Genomic DNA, 23,545 nt, shown 5'->3' on the forward strand with positions numbered 1-23,545 from the left:
GTCACTCATCTCCGTTCAGCCGACGCTGCCTTCAAGGCTGATCTGCAGCAATTTCTGGGCCTCGACCGCGAATTCCATCGGCAGTTCCTTCAGCACGTCCTTGCAGAAGCCGTTCACGATCAGCCCGACCGCATCTTCCTCGGACAGGCCGCGCTGGCGGCAATAGAACAGCTGGTCTTCCGAAATCTTCGAGGTCGTCGCCTCATGCTCGATCTTGGCCGACAGGTTGCGGCTTTCGATATAGGGCACGGTATGCGCACCGCACTGGTCGCCGATCAGCAGGCTGTCGCACTGGGTAAAGTTCCGCGCGCCGGCCGCCTTGGGCATCATCCGCACCAGCCCGCGATAGGTGCTGTCGGAATGGCCGGCGCTGATGGTCTTGGCGATGATCGTCGAGCGCGTATTGCGCCCCAGATGGATCATCTTGGTCCCGGTATCGGCCTGCTGGTGGTTGTTGGTCACCGCGACCGAATAGAACTCGCCCACCGCGCCGTCGCCCTGCAGGATGCAGGACGGATATTTCCAGGTAATGGCCGACCCGGTCTCAACCTGCGTCCACGAGATCTTGGACCGGTCGCCCCGGCACGCGCCGCGCTTGGTCACGAAATTATAGATCCCGCCGCGCCCGTGCTCGTCGCCCGGATACCAGTTCTGCACCGTCGAGTATTTGATCGACGCATCGTCCATCGCCACCAGTTCGACCACCGCCGCATGCAACTGGTTCTCGTCGCGCATCGGCGCGGTGCAGCCTTCCAGGTACGAGACCGACGCCCCGTCCTCGACCACGATCAGCGTGCGCTCGAACTGTCCGGTATTGCGCGCATTGATGCGGAAATAGGTCGACAGCTCCATCGGGCAGCGCACGCCCTTGGGCACATACACAAACGACCCGTCGGTGAAGACGGCCGAATTCAGCGCCGCATAGAAATTATCGGCTACCGGCACCACGCTGCCCAGATAACGGCGCACCAGTTCGGGATGCTCGCGCACCGCCTCGGAAATCGGACAGAAGATCACGCCCGCCTTGGCCAGCGTCTCGCGGAAGGTGGTCACCACCGACACGCTGTCGAACACCGCATCCACCGCGACCGGCGGCCGCGCAACCTCTCCTTCGGGCAGCTCGACGCCAGCCAGCAGCGCCTGTTCATGCAGCGGAATGCCCAGCTTCTCGTAGGTGCGCAGCAGTTCCGGATCGACCTCTTCCAGCGATTTCGGGCCCGCCTTCTTCTTCGGCGCGGCATAGTAATGCGCGTCCTGGAAATCGATCGGCGGATGGCTGACCTTGGCCCATGTCGGCTCGGTCATGGCCTGCCAGGCCTGGAACGCCTTCAGCCGCCATTCCAGCAGCCATTCCGGCTCCTGCTTGCGGTGCGAGATCAGGCGGATCGTATCCTCGGTCAGGCCCTTGGGGGCCATGTCCATCTCGATCTCGGTCTCGAAGCCCCATTTATAGGTGGACTGGCCCAGGCTCTCGACCGCATCGCGGGTTTCGGCAATCGCTGGCATGTCTTCCTGCTCCCTCAGACTGCGACGGCCGGGCCGGCAGCGGATATGTCATGGGCCGCACACGCAGCCCCCGGTCCCCGCGCGGCCTGCCCGCGGGTCTGCATGTCGGCCAGCGTGATCGAGGACAAGGCCCCGCGGATCGCGTCATTGACCGCATCCCATTGCCCGCACAGGCCGCACAGCGTGCGTGCATCGCACTCCCCGCCATCGACGCACGCCGTCAGCGAGATCGGCCCGTCCACGGCGGTAATGACCCGCGCCACCGAAATTGCGTTCAGCGGCAGCGCCAGACGGTATCCCCCACGCGCGCCGCGCAGGGAAATCACCAGTTCGTCGGCCGCCAGGATCTTCAGCACCTTGGCCACGGTGGGTTCGGGAATGCCCGTGGCCTGCGACAGCGCCGGCGACGTCATCACCTCGTCCTGCTGCGCCAGACGCACCAGGGCAACGACGGCATAGTCGGTCAGCTTCGACAGTCTCAGCACCCGCACCCTCCTTTTCGTCCCTGGATTGCGGCCCGCCCCATAGCGGACCAATTCAGTACTGATTTATGATCCAGATGATGCCCCACGGCGCCAGCGTCAAGTGCAAACCACGCACGCCGGGCCGTCGCGGCCGCATGGCACCGGCCGTTCATCCCACCTGCGCTCCGAAAACCAGGTGCAGCGCCAGCGACAGCACCGCCCCGGCCAGAAAACCGACCAGCGTGCCGTTCAGCCGCACGAACTGCAGGTCCTTGCCCACCCGCAATTCCAGCCGCGAGACCAGCATGTCGGTATCCCAGCCCGCCACCACTCCGGCAATGAAGCGCGACAGACGCTCGCGCACGAAGGGCAGGCTGCCCAGGATCATGCGCCGCGCCCACCCGACCACGCGCTCACGCAGGGCCTGGTCGGTGCGCATCTGGTCCGCCAGCCGCTGCAGCGTGTCCCGCACGATCGACGCAGCCCAGCCGTCGGGACAGGCCATGTCGGCCTCGATCATCTGCCGCATCCGGCGCCAGACATCCCCGCCCCAGTCGCGGATGCTGTCATGGGTCATCACGCCCGCGATCGCCCCCGTGATCTCGCGGCGCCGCTCGGGGTCGGTCTCGATCCGGTCGATCTCGCCCCGCACCCAGGTCGTGAATCCCTCGCGCAGCTCCGAATTCTGCGGATCGATCCGGTCCAGTTCCTGATTGACCGCGATCAGCACCTTGGTCGCGATCGATCCCCCGATGGCCCAGCCCAGAATCCGCCCGCCCTGCTCGCGCACGCGGTCCTCGATCATGGCGCGCAGCGAATCTTCCTTGGCCTTCAGCCCATCCTTCATCCGCGCCAGCAGAAACGACAGGACTTCCTGATGCCGGTTCCCCTCCACCAGGGCCCGCAGGGTCCGCGCCACCACCGGCGCCACCTCCTCGCCCCCCAGGATCAGCGGCAGCATCCGCGCCACGGCCGACCCGGCCCGCCCGTCCTCCAGGCGCGCCATCACCGCGGGCGCGGCGCCGGCCAGCGTGCGGCACACGGTGTGGGCGGTCGCCGGGTCGTCCAGCAGCCCGGCCACGATTCCCGGCAGGTCGATCCGCTCAAGTGCCGCGGCCACATCGGCCTCGGTAAAGACATGCGTCGCCACGAAGCGGCCCAGCGCCTCGCCCAGGCGCGCCTTCTGCGCGGGCAGGATGGCGGTATGGGGAATCGGCAGGCCCATCGGCCGCCGGAACAGGGCGGTCACCGCGAACCAGTCCGCCAGTCCGCCCACCACCCCCGCCTTGGCGCCCGCCCGCAGCACGTCGAGCCACAGCGCATCGGCCACCAGGCCGGCGGCCGGCGCGGCGTAGGCCGCCACGGTCACCGCCCCCATGCCGGCCAGCAGGCCACCGGCCGCGCGGCGATATCGGCGCAATGTCCGCCAGGCGGCCCGATCCGCGTCGAACCTGGCATTTTCCGCATCGGGGCTCGTCTTCATCCCCCGCTCGATACCACTCCGCACGCGCCGACCCAAGCGCCGCCCGCGCGATCCGCTGTCCCGCCTGCGGCACGCCGACCGAAATTCGGCGTGATCCGCCCCGCGAGACATTGCGATGGGAACGCGAACATGAAACGCTGCCGGGGCGTGATGCACGGATGACTACGGAAAAGACAGGCCAGCAATGACCGACACCTCCATCAGCGATGCGGCGGAAATGCTGCTCGACCTCGCACGGCAATCGGTCACGGGGGCCGAAGACCTGTCCGCGGGCAATCCCATCATCACGCTGGCCCGCCGAATCGGCCGGCGCCTGACCGCCGGCACGCTGACCACCGACATGCTCGACGGCGTGGTGCGTCATCTGCGCGACGACGCCTTTCGCAGCCGGGCCGCACGCCTGGGCAGCTATGTCGACGGCACCGACGATTCGCGGATCGCGACCCGCCTGCGCGACGTCGCCCGCACGGTCGCCGGCGCACCGGGGCCGGACGGCACCCCGCCCACCTTCGGCGCCTTCCGCAAGACCGTGGAACGCTGCCGCTTCGCGGCCGTCTTCACCGCCCACCCGACCTTCGCCCTGGCCAATCCGGTCTACGACCTGCTGGCGACGATGGCCTCTTCCGACGCCACGCCCCCCGCCGCCCTGCCGGAGCTTGAAACCCACCGCCGCGCCGCCCCGCCGACCCTGGAGGAGGAATTCGCCCTCGCCTCGGCCGCGATCCTGCGCGGCCGCGACGCGGTGGACCGGCTTACCGGCGCCCTGCTGGCCGAGGCCCGCGCCCGCTGGCCGCATGAATGGTCGGTCCTCAGCCCCCGCCCGGTGATCCTGACCAGTTGGGTCGGCTACGACACGGACGGGCGCACCGATATCGGCTGGTGGGACACGATCCGCCTGCGGCTGCGCATGAAGAAGCTGCAACTGGAACGGCTGCACGCGCAGATCGCCCCCCTGCTGCCGCCGGCCCAGGATCTGCATGCGCGGGTCGAACGCGCGCTGGACGCCGTGACCGCGCAGATCGAAGCCTGCCCGGTCGGCATCAGTGTGCAACCCGAAGCCGTGGCCGCCTTCGCCGCCGTGCTGATCGGCCGCAGTGACGAGGCGATCCCGGCAGCCAGCCATCTGGCCGCCTTGTTCCAGGAGGCCATCGACTCCGCTCCGCCCGACGACCGGATGGCCCTGTCCGTCGCCCGGGCCGGATTGCTGGCCCATGGCATGGGCGCCGCCCACACCCATGTGCGGCTGAATTCGACCCAGATCCACAATGTCGCCCGCCAACGGCTGGGGATCGAGGACAACCCGGAAAACCCGTCACAGCGCCGCGCGCTGCTGACGCACATCAACGACGCGCTGGAAGAAGCCCAGCCGGTCGAGATCGATTTCGGATCGCTGCTGGTCGAGCAGGCCACCGCCGCCCGCCTGATGATGACGGTGCGCCAGATCGTCCGCCATATCGACCATGAGAGCCCGGTCCGCTTCCTGATCGCCGAGACCGAGAGCGGCTACACGCTGCTGGCCGCCCTCTGGCTGGCCCGCACCTTCGGCATCGCCGATCATGTCGAAATCTCGCCGCTGTTCGAAACGCAGGAGGCACTGGAAAACGGCGCCCATATCGTCGAAGAGGCCCTGCGCTCGCCCCACTGGCGCGACTATCTGCGCCGCACCGGGCGGATGAGCCTGCAATTCGGCTATTCGGATTCCGGCCGCTATGTCGGGCAGCTCGCCGCCACCTACCTGATCGAGCGCCTGCGGCTGAAGATCTGCGACCTGCTGCGACGCTGGGACCTCACGGATGTCGAGGTCATCCTGTTCGACACCCATGGCGAGAGCATCGGCCGCGGCGCCCACCCGTTCCGCCTGACCGACCGGCTCGACTATCTGTCGCCGCCGCAGGCACGCGCCATCTTCGCCGATGCCGGCCTGCATATCCGCGAGGAAACCGCCTTCCAGGGCGGCGACGGCTACCTGCTGTTCGGCACAAGCGCACTGGCCGACGCCACCGTCAGCATCATCGCGGAACATGCCTTCGCCCATGCCCCCCGGGACCGCGACCCGGTCTATGACGAGCCCGATTTTTCCGCCGATTTCTTCTCGACCATCGGCGCGGGCATGGCGGCCCTGGTCGAGGACCCGGGCTACGCCGCCCTGCTGGGCGCCTTCGGCCCGTCCCTGATCGACAAGACCGGGTCCCGCCCCTCGGCCCGGCAGAGCGATGCCGGCGCCGCCACCACCCGCATCAGCCATCCCAGCCAGTTGCGCGCCATCCCCAACAACGCGATCCTCCAGCAGCTCGGCTGGTGCGCCAACACCATCCAGGGGCTGGGCACCGCCTCCGCCCGCCATCCCGAAACGTTCGAGGAATTCCTCGGCCGCAGCCCGCGCTTTCGCCGCGCGCTGGATTTCGCGGCCCACGCCCTGTCCCATTCCGACGACATGGTGCTGCGCGCCGTGATCTACATGCTGGACCCGGATATGTGGCTGAACCGCGCAACGGCCGAGACCGACCCGGCCCGGCGCGACGCCTATCTGGCCCTCATGCAGGGGCTGGAGCGGCTGAATTTCTGGGCCAGCACCCAGGCCATGTTCCGCCGCATCCAGTCCGACCACCTGGCCCTGCGTCGCGCCTGGGCACAGGCCCCCACCATGGGCACCGAAGAAAAGCTGCTGCACGCCATCCGCATCGCCATGATCGAGCAGCTCTGGCTGCTGTCGACACGCATCCCCTATTTCTCGCCGCGCAACGCCTTCTCGCGGGAAGCATTGACGACGCGCGTGCTGTGCCTGGAAATCCCCGCCGCCCTGCGTGAGTTGGACCACGTCTTCCCCTCGGTCACGCGCAGCGGGCTGGAACTGGATTATCACGAGGAACACAGCCCCCGCTCCGAAGGGGCCTATGTCCGCGAACATGCCGAAATCTTCGCGCCCATGCTGCGCCTGTTCAATCTGCTGCGCGAAACCAGCGTCGCGGTTATGCATCATGTCGGAGCCTTCGGCTGAGTATTTCGCTCGCCTCCCGCTCACGCCCCTCCTGGCAGGTCCGCGAACCGCCGCCGCCCACAGGCCGCCCCCTGAAGGCGGCGGCGCACCTGCCGGGGCTGCGGCGCGTCGTCGCCCCCAATCCCGGCCCCATGACCGGGCATGGCACCAATAGCTGGCTGGTCGATCACCCCGGCGGCACGGCCATCATCGACCCGGGCTCGGACCATCCTGCCCATCTCGAAGCCCTCCTCGCGGCGGCTGGCGGGCGGATCACCCATATCCTGCTGACCCACACCCATCGCGACCATCTGACCGGCGCCCGTCCGCTGGGCCAGATGGCGGGCGCGCCGGTCTGCGGCTTCCGCCACAGCGCGGTTCCCTCCTTCACCCCCGACATCGCGCTCGATGACGGGTCGGTCGTGGCGGGGCTGACGGTCCTGCACACACCGGGCCATGCGACCGACCATCTGTGCTTCCTGACGGCGGACGGCATCCTCTTCACCGGCGATCACATCATGGGCTGGTCGACGACCATGGTCCCACCCGCACCCGATGGATCGGTGCGCCAGTTCCTCGACGGCCTGGCCCGCATCGGCGCCCTGGCACCGTCCCTGCTGCTGCCGGCCCACGGGCCGCCGATCCCGACCCCCGAATCCTGCATCCGGGCCCTGATCGCGCATCGCCTGTCGCGCGAGGAAAGAATCCTCGCCGCCCTGCATCAGGGTCCCGCGACGCTCGATGAGATGATGCGGCGCGTCTACCGCGCCATACCGCCCACGCTGCGCCGGGCGGCGGAACTGAATCTGCTGGCGCACCTGGAAAAATTACGTGATGACGGTCGCGCCATTCACGATCGCGATGGCTGGCGCGCCACCACCGCCCACGGAGAGTCCCCGCCTTCCCAGGTCCCGGGCCGCCCGTGCCCCTGACGAACCGGAGGAACCGTTGACCACACGCCTGTCCCTGCTGCTGTCCGCGTCGCTCATCTGCCTGGGCCTGTCGCCGGCCCGCGCCGCCATCGACCATCCCGACACGGCCCATGCCGACACCACGCACGCCGCCCACCCTGCACAGCCCATCGAACGGACCAGCAGCGGCACGATCACGATCGACGGCAAATCCATCGCCTACCAGGCGGTGGCCGGCACATTGGTGGTCCATCCCCATGGATGGGACGATTCCGACGAAACCGTTCAGCACCAGACCCCGGGCAGCGACGCCCATGCCATCGACGGCAATCCCGACGCCACGGCGTCGATGTTCTATGTCGCCTATTTCCGCAAGGACAGCCGGGCGGAATCCCGCCCCGTCACCTTCATCTATAATGGCGGACCGGGCTCGTCCTCGGTGTGGCTGCATATGGGCGCCTTCGGCCCGCGCCGGGTGGTGACGAACGACGACACCCACACCCCCGCCAGCCCCTACCGGCTGATCGACAACCCGCAGAGCCTGCTGGACGTCACCGACCTGGTGTTCGTCGACGCGCCGGGCACCGGCTTCGGCCGCATCAACGGCAAGGACAAGGAAAAGCTGTTCTGGGGCGTGGATGCCGACGGCCAGGCCTTTACCAGCTTCGTCACCCAGTTCCTGGCGAAATATGGCCGCTACAACTCGCCGAAATACCTGTTCGGCGAAAGCTACGGCACCATGCGCTCGGCCGTCCTGGTCAACGATCTGCAAAATCAGGAAAACATCGATTTCAACGGCGTGATCCTGCTGTCGCAGATCCTCAGCTACGACAACAGCGTGGACGAACCGGCGCTGAATCCGGGCATGGACGAACCGTTCGTGCTGGCCCTGCCGACCTATGCCGCGACGGCATGGTATCATCACAAGCTGCCGCAGCAGCCCGCGGACCTCAAGACCTTCCTGGCCGAGGTCGAGCATTTCGCCAGCACCGACTACCTGGCAGCCCTGCAGCAGGGCGCAGGACTGCCCGACGCCGACCGGGCAAGGATCGTCGAGCGCCTGCATGCCTATACCGGCCTGCCCGCGGATTATGTCCGCCGCGCCGACCTGCGCATCGACGGCGGCGAATTCTCCAAGACCCTGCAATCGGATGACGGCATGACGACCGGCCGGCTGGATACCCGCTTCTCCGGCCCCGCGCTGGACCCGCTGAGCGAGGAAGCCGGATACGACCCGCAATCGACCGCCATCAGCTCGGCCTATGTGTCGCTGTTCAACGACTATGTGCGCAAGACGCTGAATTACGGCGACGGCCTGACCTACCGTCCGGAAATCGACATCCAGCACTGGAACTTCCACCACGCCGCCGGCGGTCCCGACGCGACGGAATCCGACGGCCCTGCCAACGTGATGCCCGACCTCGCCCAGGCGATGAAGACCAACCCGACGCTGAAGATCATGCTCAACGCCGGCTATTTCGACCTGGCGACCCCGTATTACGAGGGGATCTACGAAATGCGCCACCTGCCGATCCCGGCCGCCTTGCAGAAGAATATCGAATTCCGCCAGTACCGGTCAGGCCACATGGTCTATGCCAATATCCCGGCCCTGACCGAACTGCACGACAACATCGCCGACTTCATCCGCCGCACCGACAACCAGCCGGCGGCCGTAGCCAGCGCACCGTAAAGCGGACGATTTTCATTGACGCCTGCCGGCCATGTCGTAAATTCGTGGCCGGTTCGACGCGACCCGCCGCCTGCGGCCCCACCGGCCACGGTGAACACGTCTTCGCTCCGCCCCCTCCTGTCCCGGGCGAGCCCGTCAGCAATGCAGGCCCTGATCCCGACGGTTCGCCCTGACAGACGAGGTTGGGCATGCGTACCTTCAGACACGCCAAACTCATGGCATCGACCCTCCGCGCGGATCTCGCGGAACGGGGCACGATAATCGGTCACTCCGAAAGCCTGGAGATCGTGGCACGACAATTCGGTTTCAGGAACTGGAACGTCCTGGCCGCCCGGATCGCCGCCGCCGAACAGCAGGCCGCACCCGCCCGGCTGCCGACTGGATGGTTCGCCGCCGGCACCGCCCCGGAAAACTACCGGATCGGCGTGGAACCGGATCACGGCGACGCTCCGACGCGCACGGCCGGCATCACCTGCCTGTTCACCCCCGACGACCCCGATGCGGCGCGGATCGAAAAGGGTTTCGCCACCTTGATGCAGGCGGTCGATGCCCACCCGTTCATCGGGCAGCGGCTGCGTTTCTCGGCCCGACTGAAAACCCGCGACGTCACCGGCCAGGCCACGATCTGGATGCGGGTCGACGATGACAAACCGACCACGATCCTCTTCGACAATCTGACGAACCGGCAGAATGACGCCGCCCTGACGGGCACATCGGACTGGACGCCACGCCACATCGTCTTCCAGATCCCCGACGATGCCGACAGTCTCCATTACGGCTTCCTGCTGACCGGCATGGGAACGGTCCAGGTGCGGGATGTCCGCCTCGAAACGGTCGACATGGAAGAAGCCGTTTCCACCACGCGACAACTGTACCAGGGTCAGCGCCGCAAACGCCGCGTGGCCGAAGGTGGGCCGCGAAACCTCGATTTTTCCCACCTCGCCTAGCCTCTCGCCGATCATGCGGCTTCGGAGGTCGAAGGGCACATGACCGCAAACGCGCGGTGGATCGCCGACAGGGCAATTTTGCAAATGCGCTCTCAGTTAACGGCCATTGCAGCCATCATGTAAATCCGGCATTGCCCAGGCCACGCGGGATTTCATGCTTTTCATGCAGCCAGTGGCTGCGCCGCCTGGTTTCGTAGCGCAGGATCTGTGTCGGATTGTCGACCAGGCTGGCGATGCAGATGGTCTGCGCCCCGGCCGAAGCCCGGGCCAGTTGCGCGAAGGGCAGGTCACCAGCGCAGTTCGGTCACGCCCCCTCCAAGACTTTACGGATCGTCTTGGCCGGAGGTTCCCCGAATGTCTCGGCATAATAGGCTGCAAAGCGCCCGAGATGGAAGAACCCGCATTCCATAGCAATATGGGATACGCCCCTCCGCGCCAGGTCGGGCGCCAGCATGGCCCGCCTAGCCCGGTCCAGTGCACGTTGGCGCAGCCATACGCGTGGTGTCATGCCGGTCACCTGCAAGAAGGCAGATCGGAGGATATAGGCCGGAATACCAATTTGTTGCGCAATAGAAGCGACAGATAGGAACGTTTCGTCAGAGTCGTTGATGACGTGGCGAGCCCGGGAGAAGACGCTATATGCAAGCTTCCCACGCAGGGGGTGCGGGTCCGCGCCATTACTGTTACCGATATATGACACGATCTCTGAAACGCGGTCGGCCACGAGGCCGGGAATAACCCCTTCAGGTCGTCCTGGAAAGCGTTGCACCATATCCGACGCGGTTGATATCAGCGATGCGAGCCAGCTCGCCATGTATTGCATTTCCGGATAAGCAGGTACTGGCACGACTCCACTGATTTTTCGCGGGTCAAACTCCGGCAATGCCATCTGTTCGATCAAGATGTAATAGGCATGACAGTTCTCCTTTCCGGTCACGGTGATTTCATGCCCTCCGAGGTGCACGAACGCCTTATCGCGGCGCCGCTCACCGTTAATCAGGCCACTGCCGCTGGCATGAATCGGCAGCACGATGGCAATATTATTCGGTGGAGGACTGGTGGTCTGACCAACAGCGACTTTTATTTTCTCCTCGATAATTGAAACATTTCCAAAAGACGCGATTTTGACCGAACCCTCGAACGCGCCTCTCCCCAGTTGCATGTAGCGCTGTTCCCAGTCTGGCAGGGCTGATTCCTGTTCGGACGCGTCGGAAAACCTTTGCATCCTGAAATCCTGTGGCAATTTCGTACCTCGCCATCATTGCATATAAGCAACATATCGAATGCACAATGTTTGTGCAATAAAATTTGCAAAACTGGATATTGCACCTCCCATCGACCTGCTACCCACAAAGAAACGCTGTCGGGGAGAGAGATTTTGATGGCTAAAATGATCACTGCCGGTTCGTGGCTGATTCTCTTGACCCTGTTTCCCATTGCCGTCCATGCTGATGAAGCGGCATTCGTGCCCGAGACCGTCACGGTCAAGACGAGGATATCGCCGGGTCCCAATGTCCTCGTAAACCAGATGGGGATGGCGAGCAGCACACTCTACATCTATTCCGCGCAGGACCTGACCCTGAAAGGAAGCGTCAGTGGCGGCGCCTGGGGGCTGTCCACGCTCTCGCGCGATGGGAATACCGCCTATATGGCGTCCAGTTTCTTCAGCCGCATCACCTATGGAACCGGTGAAGACATTCTTCAGGTCTTTGACGTGCCCACCAATACGGTAAGGAAGGAAATTCGCCTTCCGTTCAAGGTCACACAATACACCCCGGATGCCTCGCAGTTACGCCTGAGTGCGGATGAAAAATTCATCTATGTCCAGAACGCGACTCCGGCGACATCCGTTACCGTAGTCAATCTTGAAAGCGCCAAGGTTTCCCAGGAAATCCCGCAGCCGGGCTGCTACGGCATCTACCCGGCTACCGAGGGGCACAGTTTTTCCACTATCTGTACTGACGGCAGCTTCATGACGTTCTCGATGGGGGCGGACGGTACCACCTTCACATCTCGGAAGAGCGAAAAGATCTTCGACGTCGACAATGATCCGATTTATCTGGCATCGGCTCGCGCAGGCGATGATCTGTTGTTCATCTCCTATAATGCCAACGTGTATCGGCTGTCAGACAAGAGCGGCGTGATCAGGAAAGTCAATGTCACCAGTCTCACTCGGGGCGTTTCCGGGAACTGGGGCACTTCGGGTTACGGCGTCCTCAGTTACAATGATGCCAACAATGTTCTGTTCGTCACAATGTATCCCAATCATCATGAGGGCACCCACCATCGTGGCGGCAAGCAGATCTGGGCCTACGATCTTGCGCGTGGGACGCTGCTCTCCCGCTCCCCGGTAAACGACATCTCAACGATCGCCGTCAGCACGGGAGAAAAACCATCCCTTTATGGCCTGAATATGAAAAAGAATTTTCTTGAGGAATATGCCGTGGATAGAAATCACGGATTCTCCCTGAAAAAGACGACACAGCATACAGATTTCGGCTTTGCCACGATGATCATGGGCAACCTGTAATGCAAGCCAACGTCCCTTCGTGCCTGTCACTCTCGCTTGTTGTCTTTATCCTGCTCGTCTTCCTGCGCGCGAGCGGCCACAAGCTGTTCAGCTTCACTGTATTCACTGGCTATGTCGCTGACTACAGGCTCATTACAGGACGTTTTTTGTCCTTCGTCTGTGGTGGTCTCGTAGCGGCGGAAATACTGGTCGTTCTACTTCAGTTGCTCCCAATCAGTCAGATTTTTGGGCTCGTTCTGGCGGCCGGACTGCTGGTTACCTACTCCGCTGGCATGGCCATCAATATTGTTCGTGGACATACCGATATAGAATGCGGATGCGGTGGCGCCGTTCAACATTTATCGTGGTCGTTGGTTATTCGCAATTGTATCCTTCTGGCACTGATTTGTGCCGTCGCGATGTATCCATCGCGCGGTCTTGACGCTTTCAGCACCGAGATCGCTGTCCTCTGCGGCTTTTTGTTTTGGATCGTCTTTCTGCTTAGCGAGCAAATTCTCGCCAATTCATCGTTGGTTCGTCTTACGCAATAGGACGCCGGCTTCGTGAGGACCTTACATGAAACTTATCATTTTCATCTTGACTGTAATCGTTCTCCTGCTCGTAGCGCTCTCTCTCTGTTTGCTCGCGCTCGGTCGCCAGGTAGGTATCCTGTTCGAACGGATCTCTCCCATGGGTGCATTGGTTAACGATTCAGGTCCTGCTGTCGGCCAACGAACACCGGCGTTCAGCCTTCCCAGCCTGACCGGCGGCACGACCGTCATCGGCCCGGGAACGAAGCGCTCGACCATGGTGTTCTTTCTTTCTCCGACCTGCCCCGTCTGCAAGAAGTTGCTTCCTATCGTACATTCGATCCGGAAGGCTGAAGACAGTTGGCTGGACGTGGTACTGGCCAGCGACGGAGAGACAGCGCAGCACGAGCGCTTCATCGAGAGAGCGGGCCTGGGAAGCTACCCCTACGTAGTCTCGGCCGAACTTGGAATCGCCTATCGTGTCGCCCGCCTTCCTTACGCGGTCCTTCTCGACCAGGACGGCATGATCCGTGCCAAGGGGCTGATCAATAGCCGCGAACAGTTTGATAGTCTGTTCAACGCATTCGAGATGAAATTCGGCTCCATCCAATCCTATCTCGACGCTCAGCCGGCGGCGTAGCAACGATCGATTTCCGCACCGCGCACCCTGTCACAGTCCATCACTTGAAACATGAAAGGAGCCTCCCCGGATGGCCAAACGGATCGACAACTTGGTTGAATGGGTAGATGGCGTTGCCGAGGCCAGCATGCGTCATCTTGCCGGCATGTCCGGACGCCGAAGCCTCCTCCACAAGGCCGGAAAAATCTTCATCGGCGGCGCAGTCTTGCCGATGCTGCCATATGATAATTCAAATGGCGTTTCTCACGCCGAAGAACGACATGCAGAAGGCACGATCCCTGACGACTGCCAGTACTGGCGTTATTGTTCATTGCACGGCGGGCTTTGTAGCAAATGTGGCGGCAGCGTGACCCAATGCCCGCCAGGAACCACGCCATCAAAGGTTGCGTGGGTCGGAACGTGCCGAAATCCCAAGGATAACAAGGACTACCTTGTTTCATACAATGATTGCTGCGGAAAGGCAGGCAGTTGCGGGGATGAATGTACCCGGCAGGAACGCGACCGTCCGGGCTACCGCATGGGCCTTGCGAGCGAATCCAGTTGGTGTATCGCAAATGGAAAGCAGGGGGTTCACTGCACGGTCGCCATCGTTGTCGGGTTGGCCGAATGAAATCGCGTTTGTGCAGCGTCATGGTATTGATCGCATCGTCATCGCCGGCTTTTGCCGGTAACGACGGGAAAGCACTCTATCTTGAGACGTGCTCCGGTTGTCACCAGCCATCGGGAGAGGGGCAACCCGGCCTCGCTCCACCGCTGTCCAATGCAGTATTGTGGGGCGGACTGGGCGATGCAAAGGCGCGATATATTGCCGCGGTAATGTTGATCGGCCTGAATGGAACGATCAACTCGCAGGGCAATACATACGCGGGCCTCGCCATGCCGCCGCAATCGCAACTAAGCGACGCACAGTTGGCGTCCATCGCGACCTATGTACTCAACGGTCTGAATGGCGTTGACGCGCATGTGACGCCCGATCTGTTTGCAACCCTTCGTCGGACGCCACCCTCGCATCCGGAGATCAAGGCTATGCGCGCGGTTGCAGTCAAATGAGATACGATATTCTCTTCATTGCCTCAGCCCTGCTTTTCTCCTCCAGTGCGCTGGCAGAGCCATCGGCCCGCACGCGCTATCTACTGAAATGTTCCGGCTGCCATCTTCCCGATGGATCAGGAGAGATATCAGGTGGAATTCCGAATTTCGTTGGCAGTGTCGGCGTATTCGCAGACCTTCCCGAGGGGCGCGCCTACCTGATGCACGTTCCCGGCGTCATTGGATCGAGTATGGATGACAAGGGCATCTCGGACGTCATGAATTATATTATGGAAACGTTTGCCGGCACCTCCCTGAGTTCGGACTACAGATCGTTTTCTCCGCGGGAGGTTTCCGAACTACGCAAGAAAAATATCGGAAACCTCGTAGAATATCGCCGAAAAGTAGCGGCACTATTGAACAAACGCGGTGTAACTCTTCCCCCTTATCCCTGGCCGTAAAACACATTCCGCAAAAAACAGTATTTTCCGGATCTGTTTAGGAAACATCCCTCGGGATGAAGCAGGTTGCGCGCGAGAACACTAAGGCAGGCAGATGACAATACGCCGCAGCCTGCCCAACAGCTCACCTCGTTACAAGATGAGGCTGTGGACGATTGCAAAGGCATCACGCCCGAGCCAGATCACGCATTTAGGAAAACAATGATGAGTAAATCTCTTTTTCTTATCTTTGATGAGCCGTCCGATCGATATCCCCGAAAGGACGAACATGGAGTTGGCACGCACCATCGTTGCGACGATATCCGATATTGGATACCCCGCCAACCAACACTGTTCGGCTTTACGTTTCTCCTCACCGCGTCCGTCAGCCTGTCTGCCTTTGCCGCCGATCACGAGGGTGCAAAACCGTATCATCGTCACAGTCAGGCGAATGCCCATCTCAGCCGGCATGTCGCGCCGCCGCCCGTCGCGAAGGGTATCCCACTAAAAGACGAGACTATCCAGGTCAGTGCATCACGTTTCCGGTCGCATGGATCGGAAGCAATGGTCACGCGCCGTGTCATGGACCAGTTTGTGTCGGGCACCAGCCCGCTGAAGATCCTCTCGGCCACAACCCCAGGGGTGACTTTCGCGTCTGACGATGCTTTCGGCCTCGATACCGCGGCCAACACGCTTTACATTCGTGGCTTCAACCAGAGCCAGATTGCGGGAACACTTGATGGAATCCCTATGGGTGATCAAGGATTTCTTCAATACAATGGACTCGGTGTGGATCAGGCCGCCATTCAGGATAATATCGTGGCCATGAGCGTGTCGCAGGGTGGTGGGGCGGTCGATATTCCATCCGCGCAAAATCTGGGCGGAGCAATCCAATTCCATACCTCCGATCCGGATGATCGAATGGGGGGACGAGTCTCGCAGATGTTTGGAAGCAATAATGCTGTCCGGACCTTTGTCCGCCTTGACAGTGGGAAGCTTAACTCAAGCGGCACGAAGTTTTTCGTTTCCATGGCTCGAACGGATAACGACAAGTGGAAGGGTTACGGTAGCCAGCTGGAGCAGCAGGTCAATGCAAAATTGGAACAGCCTGTAGGCAATGCAGGAAAAATCACTGCCGTATTCGACTGGTCATCATTCCGCCAATTTAATTATCTCAATATGAGCATGAATATGTTCCAGACCTTCGGAACAAGCTTGGATTACTTATATCCTAACTATGAAGTCGCATACAACGCGGCTCAAGGGATCTATCCTCCTGCATATCAGGCTCTCGGAAATGCGTCCGATGAAGCGAATGCGACCTATCTGGACGGTGCGCAGACCCAGGAAAATGCCCTCATGGGTCTCATCGGCGATTTTCATCTGACATCTCATCTCAGTTCAAAAACTATTCTATATAGCCAGTTATCAAATGGTGATTACGAAGCGACCCAACCCTTTCCTTCTCCGAATGGCGCACCATTCGCGCAGGTCGATGGAAAGCCCACCATGAGGCGAGTCGGCTTTACCCAATCCTTGACCTACGAGACCGGTCGGAATACCGCAAAAACCGGTATTTGGTATGAAAACAATTCCTTTTCCTTTCCAAACTATCTCTATGAGCAACCTTTGCTTGGGGAGGGGCCACCACGCAATCCGTTCGGTCCGTTTAACAACGCCTTCGCTAAAGAATTGGATGACCAGTTCAATTCGAATACGTTTCAGTACTATTTGCAGGATACCTACGAAATACGTCGGGATCTGCACGTTGGTGCAGGATTTCGATCTGTTATCCAGACGACATACGGCGGCGCCAAGCAGAACGATCCCGACCTGACCGGCGAGACCGCACTTCCTGATGGTTCCCTCACGGCTTCCAACGCATTTCTTCCGCATTTTTCTATCAATTACAGAATCAATCCACACAGCGAACTCTATCTCGACGTCGCTGAAAACATGCGCGCATATACCTACAACCCATGGTTTCTTGGCAATGGCGGAGCCTGGTCCGTGGGGAATCAGCAGCAATTCCTAGAAAACAAGAACAAAATTCGACCGGAAAGAACTTGGAACTACGTCATTGGCTACCGATATGGAAGTCAAATCATCGACATTACGGCTGATATCTATCATGTGGATTATTATAATCGACTATTGAACACCGAGACCGGTTCGCCCCTCCAACCAATTAGCACATTTGTCAATGCGGGACGTGAGGAAGTAAATGGTGGAGACGCCTCGGTAACTATTCGTCCATTCTCGGGTTGGGAGATTCTCAACAGCGTCAGTTACGCCGACGCTGAGTACCGAAGTGGCATCAATTATGAAGGTACATATGTCAGTCTGAAGGGAAAGAGTCAGGTCGCATATCCCCGCATTATTTACAAATCCAATGCGTCCTACACTTACAGGAAATTTCGGGTGAATTTTAATGCTACTTATACCGGCAGACGCCCGCTTTCGTATGTTAACGATGTTTATGTGCCGTCTTACTGGTTAGTCGGCCTTTCCAGCAGCTATGATTTTGGACATATCGGTTTTGCCCAGCACGTTCAGGTCAGTTTTGGCATCACCAACCTGTTCAATTCCGCGTACATCAGCGGATTGGGCATCTCCGGTTTCCCGGTTTCCGGTGATTATCCTACGCTGTTCGTTGGGGCACCAAGGCAATATTTTGGGACGCTTTCTGCTCAGTTCTAACCCGCATATCCCACACATGTCGGTGTATCAGACTCTGATATGGGCGACAGTTCTTGGTCTGGAAAGAAGAAAGAGGATCTGATCGATCACGACCGGCTACGGCACTATCCGCCTAAAACTGCTGAAGATCGGCGCCCGGATCATCCGTAGCGTCCGGCGCGTCCGTCTCGCCATGGCGTCCGCTCACTCAATGCGCGCTATGATCGACCCGGATGCCGATCCGGATGTTCGCGCGCTACCGGCGAAGGTCACAATATCCTGACAGAACATCCATCGAGCCAGGCATGGATATCCTCAACCGCTTGCCGGAAATAGGTATCGTAATTGTCACGGGTCACATAACCCAGATGCGGTGTCGCCAGCACATTGGACAATGTGCGATAGGGATGCTGCGGCGGCAACGGCTCATGCTCGAATACATCCAGGCCCGCGCCTCCGATACGGCCGCTTTCCAGCACCTCGATCAGGGCCGCCTCGTCCACAATGGCGGCACGGGATGTATTAATCAGAAGCGCATCCCGCTTCATCAGGGCCAGATCGCTCGCCCCGACAAGACGGCGCGTTGCGTCGCCAAGCACGAGGTGGATGCTGACGATATCGCTTTCGGCCAGGAGCAGCTCCTTGGAGGCGACAAATTCCACCCCGGCCGATGCCGCACGTTCCGGCGTAAAATGGGGACTCCATCCGCTGACCCTCATGCCAAAGGCCTGCCCGACACGCGCGACCGCGCCGCCGATCCGGCCCACCCCCAGCAGCCCCAGCCGATGTCCCGCAAGGTCCCTGCCGAGACTCCGCTGCCATGGACCACCCTGCTGCATCGCGCGATTTTCCGGGACGATATGCCGCGCCAGCCCGAGGATAAGAGCCCAGGTCATCTCCACGGGGGGCATCAGACTGCTGGCCGTACCGCATACCGTCACGCCGTGGGCGCGCGCGGCCTCCAGATCGATCGACGCATTGCGCATGCCGCTGGTCACGAGCAGGCGCAGACACGGCAGGGCCGCGAACAATCCTGCCGGAAAAGGCGTTCTCTCGCGCATGACAACCACGATGTCGGCCGACGCCAGTGCCGCAACCAGCGCCGCTTCGTCATCGATATGGGTCGTGAGCACCTGCACATCGACCCGGTCATGCAACGACGCCCAGTCGGCGCTTCGCAACGCGACGTTCTGATAATCGTCGAGGATGATGCATTTCATCATGAACGCCGTCCCAGCTTCGATACACCTGCCTTATAGGCGAAGAGCACCGAAGCACAGGCATGGTGCGCCGCATGGCCGACACACCGGCTGCGCAAACCGTTGTTCCGTCGATCGCCACCACGGCTTCTCGGTCAGCACATCTCCCAGGCTTGACGCCCGGACATATAATCGGGTGCCCGACACAGGCCGATCACCAACCATCCCGGAGGGCACGCCCTCCGGGAACCGGCCTCAGTCAGTGCGCGCGAACCGCGACGACTTCGATTTCCACCAGCCAGCCGGGATTGGCCAGATGGGCAACTTCGAATGCCGAGCGGGTCGGCAGCTTCGGCTGGGCCGGCGTGCCGTAGAACTCGGTATAGGCCTTCATCATCCCCGGAAAGTCGATCTTGCCCAGCTTGGGGTCGGCGACCATGTAGATGTGCATGTTGACGACATCACCCATGGTCAGCTTCAGCTTGGCCAGTTCACCCTGGATGCGGGTCAGCGCGCCACGCACCTGGGTTTCTGTGTCGCCATAGGCGGCCAGCGTCTTCGGATCGGCCGCCTTGTCGACCGGCGGCGCGCCCATGCCGCTCAGATAGATCGTCGAGGCCCCAGGAGGCACCTCGATGGCGCTGGAAATCGGGAAATGGCTGCCCGGCTCACCATGCCGGACCACATCCGCCGCCCCGGCGGCAGAGACCGCTCCCGCAGCCAGAACGGACGCCAGCGCGGCGATGCGGCATGTCTTGAAAATCGTCATATCCCTGTCAATCCTCTTCGGAGCTGATGGTCGGATGCTGAGCCGCGACATCCGACGGCTTCACCATGTCGGTGTAATGATTGCCGAAATGGGTGCGAATATAATTCACTACGTCCGCGACCTGCTGGTCGGTCAGCATGCCGGAAAACCACGGCATGCCGCCGAAACCGTTCATTACGACATAGACAGGGTAGTCCGCGCTGGCCAGCTTGGCATTCCCGGCCAGCGCCGGGAAACGGGCGCCGGCCCCTTCGGCGCCCTTGGCATCGGGCATGTGGCAGCTCTGGCAGACATGCTTGTAGACGTCAGCGCCGTCCTTCAACGGCTGCATCTTGCCCACGACGGCGCTGGCACTGTCGGCCCGCGCCTGCGGGGCAAGAAACGCGCCGGCCGCCAGGCCGGCCAGAAGCAGAAATACGGACCGCATCAGGCAGCTCCCTGCGCGTGTTTGTGCAGACGGGTGATGGCATCCAGCGACGACAGGATGGCGCCTTCCTGCCAGCAGCCGACATGCGACGCATGCTCGCCGGCCAGTACGATCCGGTTGTCGATGTCGCACAGTGCCTTGTAATGGGTCTTGCGCGCCTGTTCCGACCACATGGAACAGCAGCCGAGGGTCCAGGGCATGCGGCTCCAGGCCATCGACACGCCGGTACGGAACTCCTTGCGGTAGTTGGCATGAATGACCTGACCCTGCGCCAGGCCGTGCTCCAGCCGCTCGGCCGGGGTCATGCCGGCAAAATCATACGCCGCCGGCCCGAACATGTAGCCGCCCAGCAGAACCGCCGGCCCGTCCGAGAAATAGCCATGGCTGGGGTAGGAGATCTGGCTGATCGGCTGGTCGGTGAAGCTGATGCCACCATAGATCTGGTCGTCCTGCTCCCAGAACCGGCGCTTGAATTCCAGCCCCAGCTTGACCGACGACGCATAGGGCACCGCCGCAATCGCCGCCTTCATCGGGCCGCTGACCTGCACGTCCAGCTGCGACAGCACCGGCAGCGGAATCGTGCAGACGCAATAATCCGCCTCGGCCTGCCGCACCGCGCCGCCATGGGACATGTCGTTGTAGGTGACCGTCACATGACGATCGTCCTGATGAATCGCCGTCACCTTGCAGTTCAGCGTGATCAGGTCGTGCACCTGGCGGTTGAAGCCCTTGCCGATCTGGTCCATGCCACCCACCGGCTGGAACATCGTCGTCTGCATGTCCAGCCGCTCGTGGAACGCCATCCACTGCCACAGGCCCGACCGCATGACGTCTTCCCGCGCGAACAGGTCGGACGGCACGGGCGCACCATCCAGCCCGCCACCCTGCGGCTTGGCGAAGCCACGGCGCAGCGAGCTGATGGCCCCCTTGCGATAGGCCCCATCGGCCGTCAGCCCACCCCAGCCGCGCATTGCCGAGACGACATGCGCGCGCTCGTCAGGTGAGATCACCTCATCCAGCTTGTGCTGGTTGATCGCCTTGGCCAGCAGCTCCGCGGTGAAGCCGGTGAAATCCGCCGCGTAATCGCGGTAGCGGACAGGCTTGCCGTCGAACACCTCGCTGGAATGCAACCAGGAATTGTGATTCAGCTCGACAAACGGCTCCAGCTCGACGCCGAAGGTCTTGCAGTAATGCAGCAGGCCCTGATGATGATACGGAATCCGCCACGGGCCGGGATTGATATAGTTCCCCGACGCAAACTGCACCTTCTGCACGGCGCCGCCCAGTTCGGTCAGCGTGTCGCCGCCGCGCAGCGAGATGTTGCGGCCGCCGGCACGGTTCTGGAACTCCAGGATCTGGACCTGATACCCGGCCTTGCGCAGCTCATACGCGGCCAGCATGCCCGCCAGGCCGGCGCCCAGCACCAGGACCTTCGTGCCGGGCTTGCCGCCCGTCAGCGCGGGCGGTCCCTTGAAATCCGTGCCCGCGGCATGCCCCAGGCTCGTCATGGCCTGGTACAGGGCAGCACTCCCCCCCAGGATACCGATTCGTGTCAGCATCTGGCGGCGGGTGGCCACCGGACGCCGAAAAGCATTTGTCATCAAGTTTCCCCAGCAGACAGGACAGAAGCAGACAGGACAGAAAACCTTACCATTCAAGAACGTTCCCCGGGCGGCCCGACCGTCCGGGGGGCAGAAACACCAAGCCCGTTATAGGGGTCTGCCCCATATGGGCAATGACATGATCCCCCTGTCGTAACGATTTGTTAAGCACCCTCCATACCCTTGCGGCGAAAAATCATTTGTTTCCCAGACCCTTCCGGCCTCGAAAAAAAATCGTCCGCGGCAGGGCGCGATTTGAATACAACTTTGAAACAAAAAAAATCGTTACAATATGTCCATGAAACCAGATGGGTCAGGAATCCTGCCGCATAATCGGCGGCATGAGGTCCGGCGGCATCGGGCTGACATAGGGACGTTCGGCCAGCCGCACGGCATGGTCCCGCCGGGCCCGCGCCAGCAATTCGGGGTCGGACAGCACATCCACCGCCGTCGCCGCCATCACCTTGGCAACATGGACCATGCCCTTGTGGGCGACCGACGATTTGCCCTGCGCCGTCATCTGCCACGAATGCAGCGCCGTGCCGATGGCACAGGTCGCACCGAACGCCTGGACGGTCGGCACCGTCCAACTGACATCCCCCACATCGGTCGACCCCAGCAGAATCGGCCCGACCGGCGACGGATAGGGCAGGACGACATCGCATAGCGGCCTGTCGGCCGCGGGCGGCAGCCCCACCTGGCGGAATGCCGTCACAATGTCCTCCTGCGTGAAGGTCTTCTGCATCTCCCGGCCGAAGGCACGATCCGCCGCGTCGAAGGGCGGCGGCCCCAGCCGTTCCAGATTCGCCTGCATCGCCGCTTCCAGCGGCGGATTGGGCAGCAGATTCGCCATGCCGCTGACCACCTCGCATTCGACCCGGGTTTCGGTCATCATCGCGGCCCCCTCGGCCACGCGGCGCACACGCTCGGCCAGGGCCAGCATGTCGTCCAGCTCCGCCGCGCGGACGGTATAGCGGATGACCACCCGCGACTGGACCACATTGGGCGCGGCACCCCCTGCGTCCTGATAGGCGTAATGGATGCGCGAACTCGGCAGCATATGCTCGCGCAGGTAGTTCACCCCGATATTCATCAATTCCGCCGCGTCCAGCGCCGAGCGGCCCAGATGGGGCGCCGCCGCCGCATGGGCGGAGCGCCCGATGAAGGTGAAATCCAGGCGCATGTTGGCCAGCGCCGCCGGCGGAAAGACCGTGGCGAAGGCAAAGGGATGCCATGAAATCGCGACATCCACGTCGTCGAACACGCCAGCCCGCACCATGAAGCCCTTGCCGGCACCGCCCTCCTCGGCCGGGCAGCCATAATAGCGCACCCGCCCCGGCATCCCGGTCTCGGCCAGCCAGTCCTTCAGCGCCGCCGCCGCCAGAAGCGACGCCGAACCCAGCAGATTATGCCCGCAGGCATGCCCGTTGCCGTCACCCGCCAGGGGCTCGTGCTCCATCGCCCCCGCCTGCTGGCTCAGGCCCGGCAGCGCGTCATATTCGCCCAGGAAGGCAATCACCGGCCCGCCTTCCCCGGCCTCGCCCATGATCGCGGTCGGCAACCCCGCCACATCACGGGTCACGCGAAAGCCTTCCTGCTCCAGGGCCGCGTCATGCAGCGCGACCGAGCGGAATTCACCGAAATTCAGCTCCGGCACCGCCCATACCGCATCGCTCAACGCGATCAGCGGCGCCTTGCGCGCCTCGACACATTCCCAGATCCGCGCGCTGTTTCGCATCGCCCG

Annotated in this window: 20 protein-coding genes; 11 read left to right on the plus strand and 9 right to left on the minus strand. The window is 62.1% G+C overall.

Annotation, left to right across the window (positions count from 1 at the left end; translation table 11 throughout):
- Window positions 1-15: 15 nt before the first annotated feature.
- The 3 genes from sufB to HLH29_RS00800 all read right to left on the minus strand — a co-directional run bounded on the left by sufB (window position 16) and on the right by HLH29_RS00800 (window position 3,453).
- Complete coding sequence (gene sufB / locus HLH29_RS00790) at window positions 16-1,506, minus strand: Fe-S cluster assembly protein SufB (RefSeq protein ID WP_182964101.1); 1,491 nt, start codon at window positions 1,504-1,506, stop codon at window positions 16-18.
- A 14-nt stretch (window positions 1,507-1,520) separates the two neighbouring features.
- The gene (locus HLH29_RS00795) at window positions 1,521-1,991 is read right to left on the minus strand and encodes an SUF system Fe-S cluster assembly regulator (RefSeq protein ID WP_182964102.1); all 471 of its coding nucleotides are present in this window, start codon (window positions 1,989-1,991) and stop codon (window positions 1,521-1,523) included.
- 148 nt (window positions 1,992-2,139) lie between these two features.
- On the minus strand, window positions 2,140-3,453 hold the full coding sequence (locus HLH29_RS00800; RefSeq protein WP_182964103.1) for a DUF445 domain-containing protein: 1,314 nt from the start codon (window positions 3,451-3,453) through the stop codon (window positions 2,140-2,142).
- A gap of 184 nt (window positions 3,454-3,637) precedes the next feature.
- Between HLH29_RS00800 and HLH29_RS00805 the strand changes: the two genes are divergently transcribed.
- The 4 genes from HLH29_RS00805 (at window position 3,638) to HLH29_RS00820 (ending at window position 9,978) form a co-directional block, all read left to right on the plus strand.
- Window positions 3,638-6,451 carry a phosphoenolpyruvate carboxylase gene (locus HLH29_RS00805; protein ID WP_182964104.1) on the plus strand — a complete coding sequence of 938 codons (2,814 nt, stop codon included), beginning with the start codon at window positions 3,638-3,640 and terminating at the stop codon, window positions 6,449-6,451.
- Window positions 6,448-7,362 (plus strand): MBL fold metallo-hydrolase, encoded by a 915-nt coding sequence (locus HLH29_RS00810; RefSeq protein WP_182964215.1) that lies wholly within the window; start codon window positions 6,448-6,450, stop codon window positions 7,360-7,362. The genes HLH29_RS00805 and HLH29_RS00810 overlap by 4 nt, the downstream gene beginning before the upstream one ends.
- A 16-nt stretch (window positions 7,363-7,378) precedes the next feature.
- Window positions 7,379-9,031, plus strand: a complete 1,653-nt coding sequence (locus HLH29_RS00815) for a S10 family peptidase (RefSeq protein WP_182964105.1) — start codon at window positions 7,379-7,381, stop codon at window positions 9,029-9,031.
- Window positions 9,032-9,219: 188 nt separating this feature from the next.
- A complete protein-coding gene (locus tag HLH29_RS00820; RefSeq protein ID WP_182964106.1) occupies window positions 9,220-9,978 on the plus strand; it encodes a glyoxalase superfamily protein in 759 nt (252 codons plus the stop codon).
- 304 nt (window positions 9,979-10,282) lie between these two features.
- Here HLH29_RS00820 and HLH29_RS00825 read toward each other — a convergent pair whose 3' ends face one another.
- Window positions 10,283-11,203, minus strand: a complete 921-nt coding sequence (locus HLH29_RS00825) for a helix-turn-helix domain-containing protein (protein WP_182964107.1) — start codon at window positions 11,201-11,203, stop codon at window positions 10,283-10,285.
- 156 nt (window positions 11,204-11,359) lie between these two features.
- Between HLH29_RS00825 and HLH29_RS00830 the strand changes: the two genes are divergently transcribed.
- The 7 genes from HLH29_RS00830 (at window position 11,360) to HLH29_RS00860 (ending at window position 17,826) form a co-directional block, all read left to right on the plus strand.
- Window positions 11,360-12,508, plus strand: coding sequence for an amine dehydrogenase large subunit (locus HLH29_RS00830; RefSeq protein ID WP_182964108.1), 1,149 nt, complete (start codon window positions 11,360-11,362; stop codon window positions 12,506-12,508).
- Entirely contained in the window at window positions 12,508-13,038 is a 531-nt protein-coding gene (locus HLH29_RS00835; protein ID WP_182964109.1) for a MauE/DoxX family redox-associated membrane protein, read from the plus strand. Before HLH29_RS00830 ends, HLH29_RS00835 begins: the two co-directional genes overlap by 1 nt.
- Window positions 13,039-13,063: 25 nt before the next feature.
- A complete protein-coding gene (gene mauD / locus HLH29_RS00840) occupies window positions 13,064-13,657 on the plus strand; it encodes a methylamine dehydrogenase accessory protein MauD (RefSeq protein ID WP_182964110.1) in 594 nt (197 codons plus the stop codon).
- Window positions 13,658-13,727: 70 nt separating this feature from the next.
- Window positions 13,728-14,267: a methylamine dehydrogenase light chain gene (locus HLH29_RS00845; RefSeq protein WP_182964111.1), complete on the plus strand. Its 540-nt coding sequence runs from the start codon at window positions 13,728-13,730 to the stop codon at window positions 14,265-14,267.
- The gene (locus HLH29_RS00850; protein WP_182964112.1) at window positions 14,264-14,707 is read left to right on the plus strand and encodes a c-type cytochrome; all 444 of its coding nucleotides are present in this window, start codon (window positions 14,264-14,266) and stop codon (window positions 14,705-14,707) included. Before HLH29_RS00845 ends, HLH29_RS00850 begins: the two co-directional genes overlap by 4 nt.
- On the plus strand, window positions 14,704-15,147 hold the full coding sequence (locus HLH29_RS00855) for a c-type cytochrome (protein WP_182964113.1): 444 nt from the start codon (window positions 14,704-14,706) through the stop codon (window positions 15,145-15,147). The genes HLH29_RS00850 and HLH29_RS00855 overlap by 4 nt, the downstream gene beginning before the upstream one ends.
- 66 nt (window positions 15,148-15,213) lie before the next feature.
- On the plus strand, window positions 15,214-17,826 hold the full coding sequence (locus HLH29_RS00860) for a TonB-dependent receptor (protein WP_338030145.1): 2,613 nt from the start codon (window positions 15,214-15,216) through the stop codon (window positions 17,824-17,826).
- Window positions 17,827-18,074: 248 nt separating this feature from the next.
- Here the strand turns inward: HLH29_RS00860 and HLH29_RS00870 are convergent, their stop codons facing one another.
- The 5 genes from HLH29_RS00870 to HLH29_RS00890 all read right to left on the minus strand — a co-directional run bounded on the left by HLH29_RS00870 (window position 18,075) and on the right by HLH29_RS00890 (window position 23,539).
- On the minus strand, window positions 18,075-19,028 hold the full coding sequence (locus HLH29_RS00870) for a D-2-hydroxyacid dehydrogenase family protein (RefSeq protein ID WP_182964114.1): 954 nt from the start codon (window positions 19,026-19,028) through the stop codon (window positions 18,075-18,077).
- Window positions 19,029-19,263: 235 nt separating this feature from the next.
- Complete coding sequence (locus HLH29_RS00875; RefSeq protein ID WP_182964115.1) at window positions 19,264-19,773, minus strand: RidA family protein; 510 nt, start codon at window positions 19,771-19,773, stop codon at window positions 19,264-19,266.
- 7 nt (window positions 19,774-19,780) lie between these two features.
- Window positions 19,781-20,200 carry a c-type cytochrome gene (locus HLH29_RS00880; protein WP_182964116.1) on the minus strand — a complete coding sequence of 140 codons (420 nt, stop codon included), beginning with the start codon at window positions 20,198-20,200 and terminating at the stop codon, window positions 19,781-19,783.
- Window positions 20,200-21,801 carry a flavin monoamine oxidase family protein gene (locus tag HLH29_RS00885; protein ID WP_182964117.1) on the minus strand — a complete coding sequence of 534 codons (1,602 nt, stop codon included), beginning with the start codon at window positions 21,799-21,801 and terminating at the stop codon, window positions 20,200-20,202. The genes HLH29_RS00880 and HLH29_RS00885 overlap by 1 nt, the downstream gene beginning before the upstream one ends.
- A gap of 313 nt (window positions 21,802-22,114) precedes the next feature.
- Window positions 22,115-23,539, minus strand: a complete 1,425-nt coding sequence (locus HLH29_RS00890) for a M20 family metallopeptidase (protein WP_182964118.1) — start codon at window positions 23,537-23,539, stop codon at window positions 22,115-22,117.
- Between the last annotated feature and the right edge of the window lie 6 nt (window positions 23,540-23,545).

Source organism: Gluconacetobacter tumulicola, from assembly GCF_014174215.1.
In the GTDB taxonomy this organism is placed as follows: Bacteria; Pseudomonadota; Alphaproteobacteria; order Acetobacterales; family Acetobacteraceae; genus Gluconacetobacter; species Gluconacetobacter tumulicola.